This window comes from Reichenbachiella sp. MSK19-1 (assembly GCF_003590315.1).
Taxonomy (GTDB): Bacteria; Bacteroidota; Bacteroidia; order Cytophagales; family Cyclobacteriaceae; genus Reichenbachiella; species Reichenbachiella agariperforans.
In genome coordinates this window covers 40,751-60,020 of the sequence record NZ_MIER01000015.1, presented here as the reverse complement: position 1 = coordinate 60,020, position 19,270 = coordinate 40,751, and the positions used below count along the sequence as shown (strand labels likewise).

The 19,270-nt window shown below is 42.7% G+C and carries 18 protein-coding genes; 16 read left to right on the top strand and 2 right to left on the bottom strand.

Translation table 11 applies throughout. The features are described 5' to 3' along the window. Positions 1 to 63 precede the first annotated feature (63 nt). From BGP76_RS08725 to BGP76_RS08680, 10 genes are all read left to right on the top strand, one after another. On the top strand, positions 64 to 918 hold the full coding sequence (locus tag BGP76_RS08725) for an N-acetylmuramoyl-L-alanine amidase (protein ID WP_119844379.1): 855 nt from the start codon (positions 64 to 66) through the stop codon (positions 916 to 918). Next, on the top strand, positions 915 to 2,144 hold the full coding sequence (locus BGP76_RS08720) for a hypothetical protein (protein ID WP_119844378.1): 1,230 nt from the start codon (positions 915 to 917) through the stop codon (positions 2,142 to 2,144). Before BGP76_RS08725 ends, BGP76_RS08720 begins: the two co-directional genes overlap by 4 nt. Continuing rightward, entirely contained in the window at positions 2,144 to 3,286 is a 1,143-nt protein-coding gene (locus BGP76_RS08715; protein WP_119844377.1) for a trypsin-like peptidase domain-containing protein, read from the top strand. Before BGP76_RS08720 ends, BGP76_RS08715 begins: the two co-directional genes overlap by 1 nt. Then, positions 3,286 to 4,866 (top strand): hypothetical protein, encoded by a 1,581-nt coding sequence (locus tag BGP76_RS08710; RefSeq protein ID WP_119844376.1) that lies wholly within the window; start codon positions 3,286 to 3,288, stop codon positions 4,864 to 4,866. Before BGP76_RS08715 ends, BGP76_RS08710 begins: the two co-directional genes overlap by 1 nt. Positions 4,867 to 4,935: 69 nt before the next feature. Beyond that, a complete protein-coding gene (locus tag BGP76_RS20170) occupies positions 4,936 to 5,442 on the top strand; it encodes a hypothetical protein (RefSeq protein WP_147407431.1) in 507 nt (168 codons plus the stop codon). Between the two features lie 209 nt (positions 5,443 to 5,651). Then, the gene (locus BGP76_RS08700; RefSeq protein WP_084190613.1) at positions 5,652 to 6,302 is read left to right on the top strand and encodes a hypothetical protein; all 651 of its coding nucleotides are present in this window, start codon (positions 5,652 to 5,654) and stop codon (positions 6,300 to 6,302) included. A gap of 273 nt (positions 6,303 to 6,575) precedes the next feature. After that, positions 6,576 to 7,169, top strand: a complete 594-nt coding sequence (locus BGP76_RS08695) for a hypothetical protein (protein ID WP_073124435.1) — start codon at positions 6,576 to 6,578, stop codon at positions 7,167 to 7,169. 275 nt (positions 7,170 to 7,444) lie between these two features. Further along, the gene (locus tag BGP76_RS08690; protein WP_147407430.1) at positions 7,445 to 7,762 is read left to right on the top strand and encodes a hypothetical protein; all 318 of its coding nucleotides are present in this window, start codon (positions 7,445 to 7,447) and stop codon (positions 7,760 to 7,762) included. A gap of 27 nt (positions 7,763 to 7,789) precedes the next feature. After that, entirely contained in the window at positions 7,790 to 8,257 is a 468-nt protein-coding gene (locus BGP76_RS08685; RefSeq protein WP_119844373.1) for a hypothetical protein, read from the top strand. A gap of 94 nt (positions 8,258 to 8,351) precedes the next feature. Continuing rightward, entirely contained in the window at positions 8,352 to 10,739 is a 2,388-nt protein-coding gene (locus BGP76_RS08680; RefSeq protein WP_119844372.1) for a P-loop NTPase fold protein, read from the top strand. An 81-nt stretch (positions 10,740 to 10,820) separates the two neighbouring features. On the opposite strand, the gene BGP76_RS20165 is transcribed toward BGP76_RS08680, so the two are convergent. Beyond that, a complete protein-coding gene (locus BGP76_RS20165; RefSeq protein WP_147407429.1) occupies positions 10,821 to 11,003 on the bottom strand; it encodes a hypothetical protein in 183 nt (60 codons plus the stop codon). A 364-nt stretch (positions 11,004 to 11,367) separates the two neighbouring features. On the opposite strand from BGP76_RS20165, the gene BGP76_RS08670 reads away from it, so the two are divergent. From BGP76_RS08670 to BGP76_RS08660, 3 genes are all read left to right on the top strand, one after another. Next, positions 11,368 to 11,907, top strand: a complete 540-nt coding sequence (locus BGP76_RS08670) for a flavodoxin (protein WP_073124443.1) — start codon at positions 11,368 to 11,370, stop codon at positions 11,905 to 11,907. Positions 11,908 to 11,990: 83 nt separating this feature from the next. Next, entirely contained in the window at positions 11,991 to 14,357 is a 2,367-nt protein-coding gene (locus BGP76_RS08665) for a TonB-dependent receptor (RefSeq protein ID WP_119844370.1), read from the top strand. Positions 14,358 to 14,378: 21 nt separating this feature from the next. Beyond that, a complete protein-coding gene (locus tag BGP76_RS08660; protein ID WP_119844369.1) occupies positions 14,379 to 15,650 on the top strand; it encodes a DUF4374 domain-containing protein in 1,272 nt (423 codons plus the stop codon). 181 nt (positions 15,651 to 15,831) lie between these two features. On the opposite strand, the gene BGP76_RS08655 is transcribed toward BGP76_RS08660, so the two are convergent. Continuing rightward, entirely contained in the window at positions 15,832 to 16,326 is a 495-nt protein-coding gene (locus BGP76_RS08655) for a DUF6265 family protein (protein WP_216010096.1), read from the bottom strand. 248 nt (positions 16,327 to 16,574) lie between these two features. Here BGP76_RS08655 and BGP76_RS08650 point away from each other — a divergent pair, with 248 nt between their 5' ends. From BGP76_RS08650 to BGP76_RS08640, 3 genes are all read left to right on the top strand, one after another. Then, complete coding sequence (locus BGP76_RS08650; RefSeq protein WP_119844945.1) at positions 16,575 to 16,784, top strand: hypothetical protein; 210 nt, start codon at positions 16,575 to 16,577, stop codon at positions 16,782 to 16,784. Between the two features lie 466 nt (positions 16,785 to 17,250). Continuing rightward, positions 17,251 to 18,108: an AraC family transcriptional regulator gene (locus tag BGP76_RS08645; RefSeq protein WP_119844368.1), complete on the top strand. Its 858-nt coding sequence runs from the start codon at positions 17,251 to 17,253 to the stop codon at positions 18,106 to 18,108. Between the two features lie 150 nt (positions 18,109 to 18,258). Beyond that, positions 18,259 to 19,266 carry an L-rhamnose/proton symporter RhaT gene (locus BGP76_RS08640; protein WP_119844367.1) on the top strand — a complete coding sequence of 336 codons (1,008 nt, stop codon included), beginning with the start codon at positions 18,259 to 18,261 and terminating at the stop codon, positions 19,264 to 19,266. Positions 19,267 to 19,270: the final 4 nt, after the last annotated feature.

Sequence of the window (19,270 nt, the reverse complement as noted above, 5' to 3'; positions counted from 1 at the left end):
CCTGCTATGTATTCAACCCAGTGGTCTGCTGTCTTTTTAGTTCCATTAAAAAGATTGTAAGCCATGAAAATCGAAAATCATTTATTGGTAGCTTCCTCTGGCTCACCTGTGAGCCAGCAGTTGACCAACAAGACCAGCGGCCTATTCCAGCCCGCTTTGCCAGATACGGTGGTGATCCACTATACAGCTGGTAGGGATGCCAAGTCCTCGGTGAGAACCTTGACCGATCCCAAAATAAAAGCCAGTGCACATCTCGTCATCGGTCGGGACGACAGTATTACCCAGCTGGTGCCTTTTGATACCGTTGCTTGGCATGCGGGCAAGAGTCGCTGGAATGACCGCACCGGACTCAACACCTACAGCATCGGTATCGAGATAGACAATGCCGGCCGACTCGACCGACAAGCGGACGAATACCTCTCATGGTTCAAGAAATCCTACCCCGCCACAGAAGTGTTCAGAGGCACACACCGAAACGAAAGCGAACCTACCTACTGGCACAGATATACAGCGCAGCAGATAGAGATTGTCGAACGGGTCGTTCGTCTGCTAGTAGAGACCTATGGGATCAAACTCATCCTCGGTCATGAGGAGGTTTCTCCAGGTAGGAAGATCGATCCAGGGCCAGCCTTTCCGCTGGACAAACTCCGCAACGATATCCTGTACGCCGATAGAGAAGCCGAAGAACCAGAGACCTTCGCAGCACCAAAACAAGACAAGCCACACGCCACCGTCACCGCCTATCAGCTCAACGTCCGCAGCGAACCCTCAGCCAGTAGTGATCTCGTCATGGAGCCACTCACCAAGGGAGAGCAGGTCGAGATACTAGAAAGACAAGGCCAATGGTGCCGGGTGAAAATAGAAAAAGAAGGCTGGGTGAGTGGAAAATATTTGACTATTAAAAATGAAATAACATGACTGGAAGTGTTGCACTAGATGTAGTAATAGGCTTGGTATTTATTTACCTGCTGTATAGTTTGTTGGGGTCTCTCATTCAAGAGATCATCGCTACGAGCCTTTCTTTTAGAGGTAAGATATTAGAAAAAGCAATCGCTAGAATGCTAGATGATGCCAAGGATCGTCAGCCCTTTATGGATCGGTTAAAGACATGGGGTCGATTGATTATCCCTTTTAACTTGACCACACTGCTCAAGAAAAAGGGGCTGTCTCAGGCATTCTACGATCACCCTGAGATCAAGTACAAGTCAGAGGACGCTTGGCACAAAAGACCCTCTTCTTTTTCAGCGGATAATTTCGCCAAAGTATTGGTCGATTTACTGAGAGGATCAGATGTAAAACCAGGGGATGATATCCGATCAAAAATTGATGAGTCTATAGAGAAAGGAGCGTTTCATCCTGTCAATGTAGACGATGCGGACTCCCCTGTGAGTCGAATAGACCCGGAGACGCTCTTCTATCTCAAATCGCTATGGGTAGATGCCCAAGGGGATGTAGAGGAATTCAAAAGGCTATTGGAAAGATGGTATGATCAGATGATGGAACGAACCATCGGCTGGTACAAGAAATATTGTCAGGTGGTTCTCCTTTTTATTGGATTGGGAATCGCCATTGTATTCAATGTAGACACGGTTTTGATTGTCAAGAAGCTTTCTTCAGACCCCGAATTGCGAACAGCGATGATCAAGCAGACAGAGGTCTTTTTAGAAGCGCATCCTAATCTAGAACAAGAAATGACAGCCAGGTTGGAGTCCATCGATCAGCTGCTAGCATCAGACACGACAGGCTCTGATTCTCTCAGATCCCTCAAAAAGAGTACGCTAGCGAGGTATGATTCATTGGTGGCGCATAGAGATACGCTGATCTCCGAGACCAAACAGCTGATCGAGACGGATATCCAAAATGTCAATGACCTCATGGGGCTAGGCTGGTCATCGGGAGAGTGTCACGCAGATCATACCAGCAAGTGCTCCTGTTGGTGCATGCCGGTTAGGAATGGAGGCAATTCTATTTTCGGCAGTTTAATGGGCTGGCTGCTCACCGCACTAGCCATCTCCCTAGGTGCCCCTTTTTGGTTTGATCTCTTAAACAAACTCATGAAACTAAGGTCCTCTATACAGACCACCACCACATCACAAAAGGATAAAAGCACGTCAGGGAGCAACAATATAAAAAGAGTCGGCTAATGAAAGTAACTGTAACCAAATATCTAAATGTAAGAGTAGGCAAGCCCAGTGTCAATGCCCCCTGCTACCAATACCTCGCTCCAGGCAGTGAGATCGAAGTAGGTGAAAAACTATACTTAGGGGATTCTTATGATGGGATGGATACTTGGTACCGAGATGAGGCTGATAACTACTACTGGAGTGGGGGATTCTTACTACCAAATGCCACCATTCCAACACCTATTTATGATCATTTACACGGAAAATCACAACACCAATTAGTATCGGATTGGATTATAAATCAATCTGACGAATTTGAAAACCAATATTCGCTAACAGGAGTTACTGCGGGGCTTAAAAGTACAGCTGGTCAATTAACTAATCTATACTCGATAGTCTTTGAAGTCGCCAAAAAACGAAGCTCTTCAAATAATGTATTGCCCCAAAGTATATTCTATAAAGGATACAAAATCCCTGTTGATGTCGAAGAATCTCCTGAAACTACAAATTTGAGTACCCCGCTTTCTCTTGCATCAAGCATCTCCAGAAAAGGAATTCAAGGGTTTGGTACTTTAGGGATTAAAGTTTTACTGGAAAACCAAGAGTATGTAATGGGGTGTTATCATGTCTTGTTTCCTGAAGAACTCCGATCCAATCAAAAAAATACAGACTCTCATAACATCAGGAATAGTAGTTCAATTCTATACCCTAAAAAAGGCAATGAAATAGGGGAAGTGATAAAAGGTCAACTGGATGATTGGTTGGATATAGGTTTTATGAAGTTGAACGCTAATGTCAGTCTACTTGACGAATGGGAGACTAAAATAGGACCGTATGGTTCTAGATACCTCGACTATGATGATGAAAAAAATCAAACCTATGTTCAATACTGGGGGGCAGGATCAAATAATGTAATAGTTAGAAAAGTAAAAAACATCTTTTCGAAACAGCCAATTAATTATTTCAAAGGGAAAGTAAAACAAACAATCAAAGGGCTTGTTGTCTTAGATGGCTCAGCTAAGGGAGGTGATAGCGGAGCACCAGTTTTTGACCCAAACGGAAAATTCATAGGAGTGTTAATTGCTTCTAATAGTAAACATTCCTACTTGATTTCTTTAAAAACAATCCACTACAATTATTCTAAAACCATAAAGATAAAATAATGAAGCGATTTATACTATTAACCATCATATCCATGTTCGGGTGCTGTGATTTTGTCCTTAGCCAAGAAATTTTAATATCAAGAGATCGGTTGGAATTGAATGATACAATAACCAGAGCAAAAGATTCACAACAGCAATTTATTATCCTTGCAGATAAAACGTATTCGCTATTTCGATTTAATGGGGAGACTTATGATACTCTAACTTCCATTGCGGGAGATGATTCTAAGTATGATATTTCTAAATATGCAACACCACAATTCGAATCATACAAAATAGCCATAATAGGAAACGATACAACCGAAAAAGAATTTCAGGTGTCATTTACTCAACAGCCAGCTGATACAGAGGAGGGTGTTTCTTCAAACGACCCAACACAAACTCCTATTCCCAGTTTTAGAAATTCAAAGGGGTTTCCTCGAATAGGTGATTCGTATAAGAAAAATAGATATATAATCATTGATGCTGCACCTAATCCATGGATAAAAAGTAATACGCAGTTGCTTAAACATAAGGTGGAGGGTGGACAAGACGATGGCAAAGCTGAAACCCAGAGTGAACAAGAAGGTGGCAAAGCTGGAAACCAGAATGAAGAGTCTATTTCGTTTTCGAGAGCAAATGGGATTCCACAAAATGGAAGCGTTGCAGTGTTTATTAGAGGGTATAATTTTCATAACCTTGAAACAGTCACCGTTTCAATAAATGAATCTGACTATAGCTATGACAAAGGATTAGCAGACATATATTTTGAAGAAGGTGATAATGAAGACTCTACTCAAGCAAATAGTGGTTCTGATGACAAAGGCATTGGAGAATTAAGTAATTACCTAGACATGGCGATAGCATCACTATCAACAATTGAGTATTTGAACATCAATGATGTATATGCCTTAGAAAGTTATAAGAATAAACTAAAAGAACGAATAGATACAACTGGAATGACTCCCGAAGATGTGGTGAGATTAGGTAAAATTTTAGGTTGGTACCCTAATTATGTTTCTCTAACCCCTATTGCATTGAGCTCTGAAGATGCCGATGAACTAGAAGTCAGTTTAAGTATCAAAACTACGCAGGGGGGTACACCAAAAGAGTATGACTTAGGATCTTACCTCGTTTCAGGCGGGGTTGATTTTGACATTAATAGCACATTGTTTATGACAGATCTAGCGAATAACAAGGTCTATACCGATAGCGTGACAAATGATAGTGGTACAAAAGAATTGAGAGCCAAGCAGGGAGATACTAACGATATGACTGTAGGCATAGGTCTCAATAGCGAAATCTCATTTCGAACGGGAAGCATCATCAGACCATTAATTAGTCTTGGATTCTTCGTCCCATTTGATGAGGATATCACTCCAAATATTGCCTTTGGCGGTGGTCTTAGCTTAAACAGTAAAAAAGTGAAACTAAGTATATCGGGAGGCCCTGCGATTGGGATGGTCAATGCGATTGATGAAAAATATAAAGACAGAAATCTAGCCGACTTCAGCAACCTAACCAATGAAGAGATCAGTACTAAAGTCTGGAAGAGGGGATGGCAACTTGGGATAGGTCTTAGTTACAAACTAAGTAAATAAGCCTTTATGTCAAGTCATACATGCTAGCAACAATAGCTAAAAAATTCTATACCGATAAAATCAGAATACATGAAAACTACAATATTAATAGTACTAGCATCTATAACCTTCGCTAGTCAAAAAGGTGTTTCACCTCATTCAAACTCAGGTTCTCCTACCACCACGGTCGCTAGTTCTGCCACATCAGGGGATCTTCTGCAGGGCTGGTCATCCGAACCTAGTGCTAGCTCATCAAAAATTAAAGTGCTAACAAACCAACCAAAGGCAATGTTAGACAATGTAGTTGCAGTGGGGCTATCTGAAAAGGGGGGTGAGGTAATTGAGAATACGGGTTCCTATCTAGAAACAGATTCCTTCATCGCTGAAACGGAATCCATAAAAGTCAAAGCGTGGGTTGATGGGCAAAGTATCATCCTCACATCACAAGTGGAGCAGTTTGATGAGTCAGGTTTTGGGTTACCCGTTTCAAAAGGCTTCTCTACTTGTACAAAAGGCAGTTCTACGTATGGAAGGGAATGCTGGAGAACCATTTTAATAATAGCGAATCGTATCGGAGGAGAAAAAAGCTATCAATAAAATGTACTCTAAAATGACAATTACCACTACAAAACAACAACTACCATCGAAAAGTGGCAGCTACCGTCCCCATCGTGGTAGCTACCACTAAAAAACGGCAGCTACCATCAAAAAATGACAGCTACCATGAATAAAGTCACAGCTACGGCTCAAAAACGACAGCTACCAAGTAGCTATCCATAAAATCACGTAACAAAACCAACATCTATATGAACAATACAACGATTGATTCTAAAATCCTGTTTGCACAAGTGGCGATCACCAATGCCCTGGGCAACCCCAGTCTGTTAGAGACCTTATCAGAATACGGCTATACCGCAGAGGTACTGGCAGTAGGCAAGGCACTCTATGAGGATGCCAAGGTCAAGCAGGAAAAACAGAAAAAAGAATATGGAGAGCAGTATCAAGCCACCGATGCGCTAGATGCTGCGAAGTATGCCGCCAATAAAGCCTACATCAAACAGGTGAAACTGGCTCGGATAGTGCTCAAAGATAATCGTGGTGCGCTAGAGGCACTAGATATATCAGGACGTAGAAAACAAACCTACTCCGGATGGCTCAGTCAGGCATCGGTATTTTATACCAACGCCCTAGCTGATGCGACTGTCTTGGCGGAGCTGTCCAAACTCAGCATCACCGAGGCAGTGCTGACTGCTAGCAAAGAAGCCGTAGCAGATGTAGCTGACAAGCTGGCTGTCCAACTCAAAGAGAAAGGCGATGCACAGGCAGCCACAGAGGTGAGAGATCGTGCCGTCGAGGAGCTCGAAGACTGGATGGGAGATTTCATCGGGATCGCGCGTGTCGCACTACAAGACGAACCGCAGATGCTAGAGATGTTAGGAATTGTAGAACCCTCATAAACGGAACGCATCAAACCCCAACTTGTAATCAGTTGGGGTTTTTACACATTCAAGCCGAGTCCCTGACGGAGTTGTCATACTTCGTGCCCCACCAACCGTCATTCGCTGAAGCGACGAAGGAGCGATCAGGGAATCCCCTGCGATAAGTGGAGAAATCATCAGTCTACCAGCCAGATACTCTATGGCCGTCTAGTGATCAAGTCGCGTTATGACCGCTGGTGACGAAGTATTATAAATGTTGTTGCCCTGATGGGGCTTTAAAATTTTAAAACTATGGAACAAGAAAAAAAATCAAACTCGTTTTTTAGAATCCTCATATCAGCAGGGCTACTCAGTTTTATTTTGGGGGTGTTTAGCCTGTGGGTAAATACCAATGAAAAGCGGAAGCTGGATCAAAAACAGTTTCAGAATGGATTGATTGAGCAGGCCATGACATTGCAAGGACGGGAACGCTCTACATACATAAATACTCTGTTTAAATGTGGGGTCATTGATTCCGCATATAAGGATTCTCTGGTGAAATATACTGGATATTGGAAGGGGTACCAGGCTGCTCGTGCTGAAAATGGGTTCTTGGGCAGCATTGAAGAATTTTTCAAGCAAAAAGGTCGAATCCCCTATACAATTCAAGAACTAGATGGAACCATAACTATACAAAGCACGATCAAATTATTTGATAACAATATTTACTATTACCCATATGATAGCAATAAGCAGTTTCAACTCAGATTTCCTGGGGCGGATGAAATACTAATGACCTCAGATGATGGACATTATCGATTCAATAGAGGCGAAACATCTGTGTGGAACAAAGTGGATTTAAAATGGGAGAGATGGAAAAAACCAAAAGGGGAAAGTATGAAATAATGATCCAAAACCTAGATATGCCTAGTAACCTGAGTTCGATTTATAGAACCCTCCAAAAGTTCTGTTGTAGCGTATTTGGTCAGCATGATACAAATACTGTATCGTCAGAGGGTAACTTTTGGAGGGGTTAGGGTCTAGATTAAGGGACATTGCTGGATATTCATATTAGTACCTAAGAAATCTGGCAGTAGGATTATTTAATGCACTGTTGCCCTACAGGCAGCAGTGACCAGTACAAGATTACAATCAAAACTTAGAACCAAAACATCAAAAGAATGAGAATAATATTGACAATGATTTTACTAATGACGTTTTCAGTCGTTGGATTTTCGCAGGAGCTAAAAGCACAAGAGCAAACAGAACAGCAAAGAAAAAAGCCTAAAACGGAGTATAGAGTAGGGTCGGCTGTCATTACAGTTTGGGTCAACACACGAAAGGATGGAAAGACTTGGAAAAATTTTCAAGTGAAAAAAATCTACAAAAAGGATGACAAATGGTTGTCTTCCAATAGTTTTAGTGAGACCGAACTACTGGAGCTAAAAGCCGTGATCGACAAAGCCATTAATGAAGAAATAATAACGACCAAGGAATGATGGGTCAGAAATAGCTAAACTAATACTATGGAAAACATACAAGAATGGCTCGGCGTATTGCTCGGTATAGTGATCGTGCTAGCCCCACTCATCATCTTCGTCATTACGATATGGGTGATCAAAAAATACCTCAGCGATCAGGATGTACACTATACAGATCTACTGGCTGAGACCGAGGTAGAGATCAAAAAGCTAATCATCGCGCAAGAGGCTAAAAAGCAAGAGGCCAAAAAGAATGAGGATACGAACCAAGAGACCAAAGAATCTGAACCTGACAAGCCTGTGACGACCAAGCGTAGTGCCAGTCGATTAGTTTTGTTCCTGTCAGGGATCACTAGTCTTATCCTGGGTGTCTGCATTACCTCCTTTTACTTCTATATGAACATCTACCGTTCGATTAGGCTAGACCTCTCTGATTTTACTTATGTACTCCTTGCCTTAGGGATCGGGGTAGTTCCATACTCAGTCAACCAAATCAAGAAAATACGGCTATGAAATAGGACCGCGCCCACGTAGGGTAGATGCTAAAGGAGATAGATATTCAGCCCTACAATGATGGGGGTATAGGGGGATAATTACTGGTACAGTTATGATGATAATAAAACATAGAAAAACGGGAGAGGAAAATAAAGTGTATCGTGAAACCTGGGAGAAAGAGCCTGGCGAGTATAGCCCATCTAGAAATGAGTGGGACATAATTGATGAAGGAGAACCAGTTATTTTGATAGAGCTTTTGCCAGAGAATAAGCGTCGAGAGATAAGAATTATGGATAAAGATCTAGCTTTAAAAATAGCGAGAAAGAATCTAAAAAAATACACAACTATTGATCTTGATGAGGGTGAAACAAAACCTATTGTCCCTTTAAAAGGTATGGGGAGGATTGATACTTCAGAAGTTGAAAGGGACGTAAACGAACCAAATAGTGAGATAGACAGTAATCAAATTCCTAATGACAAAGGACTTAGTCCAGTAGCAAGCTTAAGCGATGAGATTCTCTTGTTTTTATTGAAATGGAGAAAAGAAAGAGACTCTAATTTAAAGTTTTGGTTGAGACAACAAGATAGTTCTAGATCGAAAGAAAAGAGACTAAGTGAAGGCCAATGGTTCCAAGGTTCGGGATACATTTTTGTTGGATTTACAAAAATTGGAGATGTTAACATGACCCAAGCCATAGGTTTTGTGGTGAACTTTAAGGAAGGTCAAATATCTTCTAAGTATTTAGAGCTGGCATACAGAAAAAAAGGTCATAGTGAAAAGCTCGTGAAATGCTTTGATGCTATTGCGCAAAACTTTGTCAAAATCTTAAATGATAAGAAACAATACATTATACTATATGATCAGGACTCATGGCAAAGGGCACTCACATATTTTCTCACAGTAGATAAGCCAAAAATTTATAAGGTAATTGAATCCAATGATTTAAGTAATGAATTCGAAATCCCTGACGATAAGTTCAGTCAAATGCTTTCAAATACTTTGAAGGTAAGAGAAAAGCTGGGTTATAAGCCTATTGAATGGACAGGTCAAACAACTGACAAGACGGCCTCCTTCTGGTCAGATGCAGCTGCAGCTGCAGATGAAGACGAGTTGGGCAGGAAGAGATTGGTAAAGAGTGTGACCCAAAGCGTCAATGAATTGTTTGTAGATCATAAGGAACCCTATACCATCTTACTCAATGGTGAATGGGGGTCGGGTAAGTCGTCCATGCTCAATTTCTTTGAAGAACACTTGAAAGAGAGTGGATGGGAGGTGATCCAGTACAATGCCTGGGAGAACCAGAGATTCAAAGATCCTTGGTGGATTTTGATCAATCAAATCAGCAAATACGCCTCTGACAAGTCACTATCAGGTGAGTTTTCATCCCACCGATATTGGAAGTTCAAGCTTCAGTACCGACACAAGCTTTGGGCATTTTTGCTCATTGCTGTTTTTGTTGTGAGTGCGTACTTTTTTTCAACTTCTTTCTCTGACCCTTCTAGTGATTCCAGCTATGATATAGGATTTTACACTAGCCTGATTGGTTTGGTAGGGACGTTTGTCGGTGTGATCACCGGGTTGGTGAATAATTTTTTCTTTAGGTCCGTATCACGGGAAGAACTCAAGAAGCAATTCACCGAACACCCCTTCGAGCCCATTCGCAAAAGGTTCAATCAGATCGCAGAAGACAACGACCTGGCAATCTTTATCGATGACCTAGACCGATGCGATGTGGAGGCGACTGTCTCGCTACTAGAGGGTATCCAAAATCTGTTCAAAGACAGACCTGTCCTCTATATCATCGCTGCAGACGGTCGCTGGGTGAGCAACTGCTTCAGTCAAAAGTATCGTGACTTTAAGTGTATCACAAATGATGGCTGTACGGTAGGAGACAAGTTCCTACAGAAGACCTTTCAGCTGACCCTTAACGTACCTAAACCTGACCCTGACACCTTAAAATCGTATTGGGATAATCTAATAGGTCATGTTAAGGTCAAGGAGTTAGACGAAGGTGCAGAACCACAGGAGAGGCCAACCGAAGAGGTGAAGAAAAAAGATGAAGGTAGTGGTAAGAATCAAAAAATGGACGAAAAAATGGACGCAATTCATGAAGATATTAGGGAGAATATTGAGAAGTATTTGCAAAAATTTTTAGAGTATGTAGTGCCTGATAATCCACGGCAGATGAAACGATTCATCAATCAGTATGAAGTAGCACGTAAGACACTGATAGTAGAGGGGAAAGAAGAGAAGTATGCTAAAGATGAGCAGAGTGATAAGTTAGTGAAATACTTGATTTTTAGTATTTCTTACCCATCGATTGCAGATCGGCTGAAAAAAGGCGAGATCACCAAAGAGGATATTCTTGATGCCAAGAAAGAGTCCAAGGTTGGCGCTAAGCCTGTTGTGAACCTTACACCAGCGGATCGCTCGACCATCAAAGGATTGTTGGAGGGAATTGACACAGACATGATCAAGGACGATTTCTATTCTCTGTAGAGAGTTAAAGGATTAGTCGGTATTGCTGGGGATAAAAATCAATATTCGACTTTCATTATTCCAATCATTTAAAATATTATCTCAAAGACTCATTCTTTCAAACGCAAAGGATATACTGAGATTCCCTCCCGAAACAAGAGCCGATAGTTTGTCTTCATCCTTCCAGTACTTGATCGTATTGAGAAACTCCTGATCGGATGTTTCGATGGTATTGTGACCAGCTATAGTTTGCATTGCCTCCATCAGGTCGATTTTGAAATCCATCTTGTTTAGATGCTCCAACATCACCGTTATTTCCTTCTCTCTTTTCCTTGGGAGGATTGCTCAACTGGTTATTAGTCAACCTCATATCCATGCACTGTCTATAGCATTCAGGGGAAAAAAGAGACAAATCTATGCGTATACAATTCGCTAGTACTAGCGATTGAAACTCGTGATACTTCTTTCTAATATTGCATTATTTAGAATCAATCTAATTAAGAATAGATAAAGTTGTTGATTTCTCCATGGTGCAATCTGTATCCATAGGAGGACGGGTAGAGGTTGGTTCGAAGAAATAGAAGTGCCGTGGGAGACTCATGTAGCACTTGAAAACAAGGTTTAAGAACAATAAAAATTAAGAATCACCATGTCAATATTTTTAGAAAATGAGGTCGGGCTTTTTTATGGTTCAGATAGTGGAAATACCGAAGAGGTAGTCAAAATGTTTGTTGACTCATGGAATATCTCTGAGCTGGAGGTCATCGAAGGATCTGATATGACGGTCGAGGATTACGCACGTTTTGATTTTATCATTATCGGCTTGTCCACCTGGTATGATGGCGAGTTGCAAAGTGATTTTGAGGACTTTTTCGAACAGTTTCAAACCATCGATTTTTCTGGGAAAGTAGTCGCGATGTTCGGTTTGGGAGACCAGTACGACTATGCAGAGTACTTCGTCGATGGCTTAGGCATCTTAGGTGAAGTGATTTTGGCTAACGGTGGGCATATCATAGGCATGTGGCCCAATGTCGATTATGACTTTGACGAGTCCAAAGGGTTGTTTGAGGATGGCTTGTTCTATGGATTGCCGCTGGACTCGGACAACCAGAGAGATATGAATGAGCCGAGACTGGCTGCATGGATGCAGAAGCTGGAAACCGAAATACAGCAAATGGTAGAAGCATAAAAACCACAATTGGGCAAACCATCATATCCTCAAAGTATTGGAATCAATACCTATTCAAAAATAACCTTCAAGTAAAATCCCCCATGACGAAATCAAATATTATCCTTCTGGTAGTTCTATGTCTCCTGTTTTTGCCTATTAGTGTGTTTGCTCAGACCTCTATAGTGTCAGGTGTAGTGTCAGACGAAAAGGGCGTACCAATCCCAGGAGCAACGGTGAGATTGGTAGACGCTTTCCTCGGAGACGTGACCGATGAGAAAGGAGCCTACACTATCTCTGGACTAAAACAGGGACTGACGAAAGTAAGGATTACCTGTTTGGGTTACAAACCTCATGAAATGGAAATGAACTTGAGAGCAAATGCTCAAGCGACTCATCACTTCGTATTGCAGGAGGATATTATGAGCCTAGAAGCTGTGACTGTGACGGGGAAAAGCGTAATTCAGGAGATAGAAGAAAAGGCGTTTAACGTGGCAGTGGTCGATGCTAAAGCCCTGCACGGTACATCACTGGATTTGGCGCACGCCTTGGACCGAACCTCGGGAGTGAGAGTGAGAGAAGCGGGAGGAGTAGGTTCTCAAATGAGCTTTTCGATCAATGGATTCAGAGGCAATCAGGTACGCATGTTTATCGATGGTATCCCGATGGATAACCTCGGTTCGGCTTTTCAGCTCAACAACATACCCGTGGGGATGGCAGAGCGTATCGAAGTGTACAAAGGAGTCGTGCCGATTAGTCTGGGAGCTGATGCCTTGGGCGGAGCAGTCAATATCGTGACCAACACCTACGAAAAGAGTCATTTGGATGTCTCATATTCCTACGGTTCATTCAATACCCACCGTACGATTGTCAATGCCATCTACGTAGCGCCAGAGTCTGGATTTACGGTTCAGCTCAATGCCTTTCAGAACTACTCCGACAACAACTACAAGATGATGGGAGTCGATGTGGCCGATATCAATACAGGAGCTTACAATCGCGACCAGACCGTGGAGCGTTTTCATGACACCTATCACAACGAAACGATTATAGTAAAGGCAGGGCTAGTCAATAAGCCTTTTGCTGACCAACTGCTGATCGGTGCTACGCTAGGCCAAAAATATCAGGAAATCCAGACTGGAGCTCGTGTGGAGACGGTTTTTGGCAAGTGGCACAGAAAGGGGACGATCATCATGCCGAGTTTGAAGTATGTGAAAAATGACCTGTTTACCAAAGGTCTTAATGTAAGACTCAACGCCAACTACAACGCAGGGATGGAGCAAAACATAGACACGGTAAACCGTAGGTACAATTGGTTTGGACAATACAAGGAGTATGCTGTGCCAGGCGGTGAGCGATCGTACTCACTGTACAAGTTTCGAGACAATGTGGGCATTACCATGGCCAATGTGGAGTACCGTGTCGCACATCATTCGGTGGCTCTGAGCAATACTTTCAACACTTTTAACCGGAAGGGAGAAGATGAGCTCAACCCAGAAAACGACGAGTTCGATGAACCTAGAAAGAACCAAAAGAATATACTAGGTCTGGGGTATACCTATGAGCGGGAGTCTTGGAATGCTTCGGTTTTTATGAAGGAATATTTCCAGCGAAACGAGTTCACCAAGGTCACAGAGCAGGAAGGCTATAACCAATATGAGTACAACAATACCACCAGTACCTTCAATAGTATGGGCTATGGTGCTGCCTTGAGTTGGTTCGTATATGACAACCTACAGCTGAAAGCCTCCTACGAAAAGAGTTATCGTTTGCCTGAGTCCAATGAGTTGTTTGGGGATATGATCAATCTAGATGCGAATATCGATCTGAAACCTGAACACAGTCACAATTACAATCTGGGAGCCAGCCTATGGGTTACGGTCAATCCAGACAATCGCCTCAATTTCAATGCAGGCGGTTTTTATCGATACGCCAAGGATTTTATCCGCGCAAGGTTTAGTAGCAATCAGGTGAAGATCATCATGGACAATCTGGGTAGCGTGACCAATCTAGGGGTAGATGGTGAGATGAGGTACGAATACAAAGATGTACTCAATATCGGAGCGAACATTACCTATCAAAACTTACGAAACAATACGCAGTATGAACCAGGATACATCACAGAAAGCCCAGTTTACCGAGACCGCATCCCCAATGAACCATACCTGTTTGGCAATGGCAATGCGACCTACACTTTTCATGATTTGTGGGACAAGGGACACCGTCTAAACCTCGGGTATAACCTACTCTATGTGCATGGATTTTATCTGTATTGGCCGAGTCAGGGCAGTGACAAGTTGGACATCCCAGCACAGGTTTCTCATGATCTGACACTGACCTACATCCTCAATGACAAACTGCAATTGACGGCAGAGTGTCGAAACCTGACCAACAAGAAACTGTACGACAACTTCAGTCTACAAAAGCCCGGAAGAAGTTTCACGGGCAAGATTACCTATAACATTTTCTAATTTTTTTATCATAAGACAAACATGAAAAACACTTATTTATTATTTGCATTAGGATTCGCAGCACTGCTGTTCGGGGGATGTGAAGAGGACAATGGTAGTTCTCCATCGCCTGATCCAGATGGAGGTGCCAGTTCAAAATATATTGTGACCGCAACACCTATTGCCTCGGAGGGAGTGGCTGATTACATCCTGACTGCTGATGACCTGACGACTGGTACGATTTCTACGACGGCCAATGGTATCGAGCAAGATGGAACGTACCGCTACTACGTCACGAGCAACAACAAATTCTTCAGTATGCTATACGGTCAGGGAAACGCAGGAGCTGTCACGACCTACGAGTTGAGTTCATCTGGAGAGTTGGAGGTTTTGTCTGATTTTCAGGCCGAGACTGTGAGAGCCTTTGCGCCAGTAGCTGAGGACTTACTTACGATCAAAATGACCGCCAGTGCTGATGATCCATACTTGTATTGGTACCGAATCAGTACTAATTCCCTGACTATAGTGAACGAGGGACAAATCAACTGTCAGGAAGTGGCCAACAAAGAAAATGGTGAATTGGCCTATTTCTCGTGGATCACAGCCAAGGGAGATGATTTGGTGTACCTGCCTTATTTCACCATCAAAGGAACTACTGAAGGGGGATGGAGCACGGACTATCCAGATGAGGCCAACGTAGCAGTTTATTCGTATCCAGAGATGCAATACGTGAAGACGATATCTGACGACAGGACGAGCTTTATTGGTAGATACTTTACCTCTGGACTCACCTTTGACGAACAGGGAGATGGCTATGCCTTTTCTTCGGCTGTACCTATGAATGCCAATTGGGAAGTGATAGAAACTCTGCCATCTGCCGTGACTAGAATCGCTAATGCAACGGACGACTTTGACGATTACTATTTCAATCTGGAAGAAGCCTCTGGTGGATATGTGATCGATTCTCACATCTACGCAGGGGATGGTAAGTTCATCGGTATCATGCAAAACAAAGCGGAAATGACTACCGCTTGGGGTGGAGGTAAAGCGTATGCCATCATCGATGTGTACAACAAGACTTTTGACTGGGTGACTGGCATGCCAGACCCTGCTACGATTACTCAAATCACAACGGGTGGCAACAACTTGGTATCAGAAGATGGTGGTACTGTGCATGTAGGTGTGACAACTGAGACAGGTAGCTTTGTATACAATATTGATGTAGCGACCTCTAAAGCTACACAAGGATTGGCGGTAGAAGGAGGCTTGATCACTGCCATTAATATTCTGAACTCTGCTAGCGAGGAAGAATAGGTTCAATGACTCTTAGTAGCTCATACTGGTTATGGGGAATGTAAAAAAGACGAGACTGATCTCTTTGCAGAGATCAGTCTCGTCTTTTTTTTGGTACTGATGTGATATGGATACCATCTTCTTCAGTATGTGTAGAGGATAGTGGAGTAGGTCTTAACCTAAGCTGTGTAGAGCCCTTTGGCTAAAGACTCATTCTTTCAAACGCAAAGGATATACTGAGATCTCCTCCCGAAACAAGAGCCGATAGTTTGTCTTCATCCTTCCAGTACTTGATCGTGTTGGGAAAGTCGTTTTTGGAGTTGGTACAGGTGAATTCAGTAGCACTGTGGTCCGTACCTTTGAATACCGTAGGTTCGGATTCTCCCGGGGATTGTACCATCAGATCCCAATTCTTGTCAACTTTGACGAGGCGCATATTTTCTTGCCAGATGGTGTCAGCCTCCTGCATCGTGAAGCCTAGGCCTGCATACTCCGTATCGCTGACTTTGTCCCAGTGCTCGTAGGTTTCTTTGCCTTCCTCTTCGTTTAGCCGGCTCCACTGACCGAGTAGCCAGTCGAAGTGTTCGGTGCTTTCTACCACTGCAGTTGAGTCTGCTGTTGTGTTTTGAACTTCTTTTTTGTTAGGACTACAGGATACGACGAAGATCCCTAGGAGGAGTATGGCTATTTGTTTCATGTTTTGGCGATGTAAAAAGGAAGCGTTTATTTTCCTGAGGTATGGACTGTCTGGCTTGAAGACAAGGTACGATTGATGCATTTCAGACATGGTTTTAATGAAAGTTAAAATCGAACGCAGGTTATTGTATTGATGTCCCAAGTTTGTGTTTTTTGCTGAGATTGTCAAGGGGAGGGGTACGGGAGTTAGTTTGCTGATGTATCCAACCCTTTTTGCCCCAAAGGGGTCATAGAGATATGAAAAACTGGATGATACTTATATTCTTGTCATTTTCCCTGATCGCTTGTCGGGAGGATGATAGTAGCGGATGCAACGAGACGGATGATATAGATATATCATGTGTCTGCCCATACGTGTACAGCCCTGTATGTGGCTGCAATGACAAAACCTATAGCAATGCTTGTGTGGCTAGTTGTATGGGGATTACGGATTATACAGCCGGTGCCTGTGGGGAGTAAAGACTCATAAAAGGGGGGGTAAACAAGAACGAATTTGGAAGTGATCTACTATCTCTCCCCCAGCAATACGGAGTGATCCGAGTTTATAGAAGGGGTTGGTGGTGAGGTTTCGATGTTTGAGATTCCTGGGATACTGCGCTATTATGTGCGGAAGTTTACATTGAATCTACTGTCCAAAAAATCCACGTACAAAACTTTAAAATCATTGAGTAAGACCATGAGCTGATCTTCATACTTCTAGTCTACTTTATGCGAGAGAAAGAGAATGCCGAAAGACAGAATGTCAACCATCGAAAAGGTATACTCTTGACGGATCCAATTGGACTCCTTAGTTATATGTATGATTATTTAGGGTTTTATTAGGCAGCGTACAGTATCTAATTGAATAAGTCAATAAGTAACAATTCTGTGTATATTATATTTTGTTTTTATCCAAATAGGAGAAGAAATATATAATTTTACCTTGATGAAGCTGGTGCTAAAAGAGTCTGATACACTCAACGAAAGATTAAATATTACTAAGAAGGAGGTACCTTGTTTGGATTCTTCATGGCATTATCATGCTCAGTTTGAGCTCATTTATATCTCTCGTAGTTCGGGTATTCGATTCGTAGGAGATAGTGTCTCGCAGTTTACTCCTGGTGATCTGGTGTTGGTAGGTTCTTATTTGCCACACCTCTGGAGGAACGATATCTCTTATTATGGAGAGGAGGATACAGAGAAAAAAGTCAAGACCATCGTCATTAAGTTTACCCAAGATTTTTTGGGCAAAGAGACTTTTGATCTTCCTGAATTTGCACCTGTTTCTGAATTGCTGTCCATGTCCAAGTTTGGGGTCTGTTTTGGTAAACGGATAAGTCACAAGTTGCAAAGTAGTATCATAGGGATCACCGAACTTAACCCAGCCGAACAATCCGTGCGCTTATTGGATCTGTTGTGCAAGCTGTCCTCGACTCCTGACAAGACATTGTTGTCTTCGTCGGATATGCGCCAGTATACCAGTGACAACTCGGATAGATTAGATGATGTATTGAAGTTCATCTCGGACAACTACAGCGGGAGCATCACTTTGCAGGACGTATCAGATGTGGCCTGTATGACGACCAATTCTTTCTGCCGTTTTTTCAAGCGGATGACCAACAAATCTTTTACCCAATTTCTCAATGAAGTGCGGGTTCGCAATGCTTCCCGTCTGCTCATTCAGCAGGAATTGCCCATATCGGAAATCTGCTACAAAGTTGGATATAGCTCTATCACCAACTTCAACAAGCAGTTCAAACAGGTGTTAAAACAAACACCGCAGCAGTACAGAAAGTCATTGTGATTTGTGTTCAAACTGGTCATTTATTAGCTCTTTATTCGTACTCAACCAACTTCTAGTAGTAGTTAGGGGTAATATAGGTTAGGTACGGGGTAATTTCCGTCAACAGATTTTTGTTCATTGTATGTTGTTTTGCAACAAACATGAATGACTATGGATATTACTTTGTTGCCTTTGCTGTTGGTACTGCTAGCTAGTTTTTTTCAAGGATCTTTTGGGATAGGTATGAAATACATGGCTCCTCTTAAATGGGAGGCATGGTGGCTAGTACATGCCTTCGTAGCGATGGTATTCATGCCGATAGGCTGGGCTCTGCTTGTCGTTCCCGATTTGCTTGAGGTTATCTTCACCGTTGATTCTACTGTTTTATGGATGGCTATGTTTTTTGGCTTTCTGTGGGGAATAGGAGGAATCATGTTTGGGGTCAGTGTATCCTATACTGGAGTGTCGATTACCTATGGTATCGTCATGGGGTTGGCTGCTTCGATGGGTAGTGTGATACCATTGTTTCAAATGGAGAATGCTACTGAGCAATCAGGGTTTGGTTTGATCCTAGTAGGAGTGATGATCTTGTTGGTAGGTGTAGCTATCACCGCGGTAGCGGGTGTGCAGCGAGACCGCCTTCAAAAAAGTGTCAATACAGGAGGGAAGTCGATTGCTGTGGGGCTAATGATTGCCATCGCTAGTGGTGTGTTGTCGGCGTTTTTGAATGTAGGGTTTTCGAATGCTACCCCTATCATACATGCTGCGGTGGACAACTATGGTGTCAGTACTCAAAACGCAAGTTTAGCAGCGTGGGTTGTGGTTCTGACAGGGGCCTTCGTGATGAATGGTGGGTATGCACTTTTTCAATTGATAAAAAATAAAACATGGTCTTCTTTTCGAGCAGAGCACAGTGCCAAGGCTTATCGTTGGGCGATAGTTGCTGGGGTGTTTTGGTTTGCGGCACTGGGTGTGTACGGCCAAGGAGCGGCATTGATGGGGAGTTTAGGGCCTGTGATCGGTTGGCCTATTTTGCTTGGCTTGGCATTGATCATCAGCAATATATGGGCGTACCGTGCTGGGGAGTGGAAGAATGCAAAAAAACCTTTTACCGTATTACTGATCGGTCTCGCAGTTTTGATTGTAGCGATCTGCATTTTGGGATACGCCAACTACTAAAGAA

Excerpts from the sequence above, each read along its gene's own strand:
- BGP76_RS08725 (WP_119844379.1), top strand. The coding sequence starts at position 64 with ATGAAAATCGAAAATCATTTATTGGTAGCTTCCTCTGGCTCACCTGTG.
- BGP76_RS08720 (WP_119844378.1), top strand. The coding sequence starts at position 915 with ATGACTGGAAGTGTTGCACTAGATGTAGTAATAGGCTTGGTATTTATT.
- BGP76_RS08715 (WP_119844377.1), top strand. The coding sequence starts at position 2,144 with ATGAAAGTAACTGTAACCAAATATCTAAATGTAAGAGTAGGCAAGCCC.
- BGP76_RS08710 (WP_119844376.1), top strand. The coding sequence starts at position 3,286 with ATGAAGCGATTTATACTATTAACCATCATATCCATGTTCGGGTGCTGT.
- BGP76_RS20170 (WP_147407431.1), top strand. The coding sequence starts at position 4,936 with ATGAAAACTACAATATTAATAGTACTAGCATCTATAACCTTCGCTAGT.
- BGP76_RS08700 (WP_084190613.1), top strand. The coding sequence starts at position 5,652 with ATGAACAATACAACGATTGATTCTAAAATCCTGTTTGCACAAGTGGCG.
- BGP76_RS08695 (WP_073124435.1), top strand. The coding sequence starts at position 6,576 with ATGGAACAAGAAAAAAAATCAAACTCGTTTTTTAGAATCCTCATATCA.
- BGP76_RS08690 (WP_147407430.1), top strand. The coding sequence starts at position 7,445 with ATGAGAATAATATTGACAATGATTTTACTAATGACGTTTTCAGTCGTT.
- BGP76_RS08685 (WP_119844373.1), top strand. The coding sequence starts at position 7,790 with ATGGAAAACATACAAGAATGGCTCGGCGTATTGCTCGGTATAGTGATC.
- BGP76_RS08680 (WP_119844372.1), top strand. The coding sequence starts at position 8,352 with ATGATGATAATAAAACATAGAAAAACGGGAGAGGAAAATAAAGTGTAT.
- BGP76_RS20165 (WP_147407429.1), bottom strand. The coding sequence starts at position 11,003 with ATGGATTTCAAAATCGACCTGATGGAGGCAATGCAAACTATAGCTGGT.
- BGP76_RS08670 (WP_073124443.1), top strand. The coding sequence starts at position 11,368 with ATGTCAATATTTTTAGAAAATGAGGTCGGGCTTTTTTATGGTTCAGAT.
- BGP76_RS08665 (WP_119844370.1), top strand. The coding sequence starts at position 11,991 with ATGACGAAATCAAATATTATCCTTCTGGTAGTTCTATGTCTCCTGTTT.
- BGP76_RS08660 (WP_119844369.1), top strand. The coding sequence starts at position 14,379 with ATGAAAAACACTTATTTATTATTTGCATTAGGATTCGCAGCACTGCTG.
- BGP76_RS08655 (WP_216010096.1), bottom strand. The coding sequence starts at position 16,326 with ATGAAACAAATAGCCATACTCCTCCTAGGGATCTTCGTCGTATCCTGT.
- BGP76_RS08650 (WP_119844945.1), top strand. The coding sequence starts at position 16,575 with ATGATACTTATATTCTTGTCATTTTCCCTGATCGCTTGTCGGGAGGAT.
- BGP76_RS08645 (WP_119844368.1), top strand. The coding sequence starts at position 17,251 with ATGAAGCTGGTGCTAAAAGAGTCTGATACACTCAACGAAAGATTAAAT.
- BGP76_RS08640 (WP_119844367.1), top strand. The coding sequence starts at position 18,259 with ATGGATATTACTTTGTTGCCTTTGCTGTTGGTACTGCTAGCTAGTTTT.